Genomic DNA, 2813 nt, shown 5'->3' with positions numbered 1-2813 from the left:
CATTAGTGGCTGAACGCAATCGCCTCGCTCGAGATCTTCATGATTCTGTGAACCAGTTGCTTTTTTCCCTCAGCCTTACAGCCAGAGCCGGAGTGGAAATGACACAAAATGATGAAGTTAAACAGACCTTCAGCTATATCCAAGACCTAGCACAGGAAGCACTTGGTGAAATGAGGGCGTTAATTTGGCAGCTTCGCCCGCTGGGACTGGAAAACGGACTGGTAAGTGCCTTAAGAAGTTATGCCGAAATGCTCGGTCTCACTATTAAAACAAAGATCGAAGGCGCATCCAGTATTCCCGGAAAGGTTGAAGAAACCCTCTGGCGAATAGGGCAGGAAGCTTTAGCCAATTGTAAAAAACATTCACAGACTTCGCATGTATACCTGGAGTTTCACTCAGACAAGTCCGGAGTGAACCTTCTCATCAAAGATCACGGTTGCGGTTTCCATTATGGTGAACAGCATGACATCCCTTCATTGGGCTTAAAAAACATGAAAAATAGAACAGAGGCTTTAAATGGGAGTTTTCATTTAAAAAGCAATCCAGGAAATGGAACGGAAATCAGAATCCATATTCCGATTTAGGGGGAAATACAATGAGCATACGCATTCTAATTGCAGATGATCATCATGTTGTCCGAAGGGGTTTGGTCTTTTTCCTGCGTACCCAACAGGGATTAGAAATTATCGGGGAAGCTTCGAACGGAAAAGAAGCCGTTGAACAGGCAAAGTTGCTACAGCCTGATTTGATATTAATGGACCTAGTCATGCCGGAAATGGATGGAATCCAAGCAACAAAAATGATAAAGACCACCCAGCCAGACATTAAAATCTTGATGCTGACAAGTTTTTCCGACCAGGATCATGTCATTCCGGCACTTGAAGCAGGTGCTTCCGGATTCCAATTAAAGGACATCGAGCCGGATGAACTGGTTTCATCAATTAAAAAAATCATGAATGGAGAAAATCAGCTCCACCCCAAAGCAACATCACATTTACTTGCCAGCCTGTCTAATAAAAGGAACCCTGAAAAAAATTTAATCGAGGAATTAACAAAAAGAGAGCTGGATGTCTTAAAAGAAATAGCCAGTGGAAAGAGCAATAAAGAAATTGCTTCTTCCCTATTTATCACGGAAAAGACCGTAAAAACCCACGTATCTAATCTGTTGGCCAAACTGGAGTTGGCAGACCGGACCCAGGCCGCCCTATATGCAGTGAGAAATGATTTAGTAAAATAAACTGTGAGGGGAAAAACGTCAGTCCCTTCATTTTTTTCAAAACACTTTTCCTAGAATCAGGTAACTCCTTCTTGTTATGATCTTAGTCAAAAAACTCACAGTTGCCTATAGCTGTTTTTGATAAGCAAAAAAGCATCATTCAAAAAAATTACCTGCTAAACATATAAAATGAATGCAGGTAATTTCATGTTTATTTTTATAACGTTTCCGATTCAAGTCGAAATCCTTCCACTACGACTTCTTCATCCACCTCTAACAACAGGCAGCGTTTCCCTTGAAAGGTAATATATTTTACATGTTTCAAATCTTTCGGGTTGATCGTCACATTCGCTATCTTGGTGCTAATTTTAATCGATTTCGGAACCAAATTATTTGCTTTGAACTCATGCTTTTCGTCATCGATGACACTTTTGAAGGCATGTTCCACTTTGTCTGTATTGACATCTTCTACGCCGCTTACCGTTAAGATCCGTTCAATATCCTTATAATCCAGGGTTGGGACTTCACTTTCTTCTTTTTCTTCCGTTTCTTGTATGATCTTATCAATTTCCTCATACACATTCGAAATCACTTTCGAATCCACTTCGTCCCCAATGACTTCTTTTAAAATAAAATCGAAGTAGTCTTTATCATCCTGGGCCGTAAAAATATCTTCACAAGAAAGGACTTCTTCGATAAAAGATAGATCTGGTTGATTGGCTTTCCCCGCGCAATAAAGAATATGGTTCACATCTGCCGCATTATCATTAAAGGCCGGGAACAAGAAACCAGACAGCGGGGAGTCCAAATTGATAATCGGATCCACAAAATTATAGTACTTATATTCTTTTTCAATATAATCAAACATCAGCGCTTTTTTCGGCTGGTCTGTTTTATTCAGGCTGCAAAGGATAAATTCATTGGAATATACCTCATCGTCTCCGCCTTCCTCGGATTCTAAATTCCTTTTCTTAGTAGGCTTTCTAATCTCTCCGCGGATAAATGTCACGACTGTATCGAATTCGTATGTAGCCTTGGCAAACATTTTCTCCACCATTTGCAGCATATTATCCTTCCAGTCCTCTGAATCTGCTTTTAAACCTTCGAAAAGAATCTCTTGTGAACTATCTTCCATATCTCTCCTAAATTTAAGTTCAAACAGTTTGGCATCAAGATTCCCTGTTAACACTTTTTTAAAATTGGCCAAAAACAATTCTTGTGTTTCCCGGTCCAACATTTGAAATGGCTGACTGACCTGATGATAGATCTCGCCTGATTCCTTGTTCACATACACATTGAAGATTTCACGAATGTTCATACGATGATTATCTAATTTAAATTGTTTGCGTATATTAGCAATATCTTTTTTGTTCATCACATTCAACTCCCATTCCTGATTATACTGTTCGTATGCGTAAATAGTAATACTTGAAATTTTTAAAATTTTCATAGCAAGAAAGAAACAAACCTGGCTTTGTACTTCTAGCACTGGGGAGCACTTCTATCAGAATTCTCTTGACCTTTTCTGCTCCTACTTTCCCTTGAGAGCACTTCTATCAGAATTCTCTCGGCCTTTTCTGCTCCTACTTGCCCTTGA

3 protein-coding genes are annotated in these 2813 nt (G+C 39.6%); 2 read left to right on the top strand and 1 reads right to left on the bottom strand.

The features are described from left to right. Both V7083_RS07690 and V7083_RS07685 read left to right on the top strand, forming a co-directional pair. The coding region (locus tag V7083_RS07690) for a sensor histidine kinase (protein ID WP_335476797.1) at positions 1-584 on the top strand (584 nt) is incomplete at its 5' end. An 11-nt stretch (positions 585-595) separates the two neighbouring features. Further along, positions 596-1237 carry a response regulator transcription factor gene (locus V7083_RS07685; protein ID WP_335476796.1) on the top strand — a complete coding sequence of 214 codons (642 nt, stop codon included), beginning with the start codon at positions 596-598 and terminating at the stop codon, positions 1235-1237. Between the two features lie 196 nt (positions 1238-1433). On the opposite strand, the gene V7083_RS07680 is transcribed toward V7083_RS07685, so the two are convergent. Then, entirely contained in the window at positions 1434-2591 is a 1158-nt protein-coding gene (locus V7083_RS07680) for a DUF4317 domain-containing protein (protein WP_335476795.1), read from the bottom strand. Positions 2592-2813: the final 222 nt, after the last annotated feature.

The organism is Bacillus sp. JJ1764, from assembly GCF_036962145.1.
Taxonomy (GTDB): Bacteria; Bacillota; Bacilli; order Bacillales; family Cytobacillaceae; genus Neobacillus.
Note: the sequence above shows the minus strand (reverse complement) of the source record. Positions and strands in the feature narration are given on the sequence as shown.

Excerpts from the sequence above, each read along its gene's own strand:
- V7083_RS07685 (WP_335476796.1), top strand. The coding sequence starts at position 596 with ATGAGCATACGCATTCTAATTGCAGATGATCATCATGTTGTCCGAAGG.
- V7083_RS07680 (WP_335476795.1), bottom strand. The coding sequence starts at position 2,591 with ATGAACAAAAAAGATATTGCTAATATACGCAAACAATTTAAATTAGAT.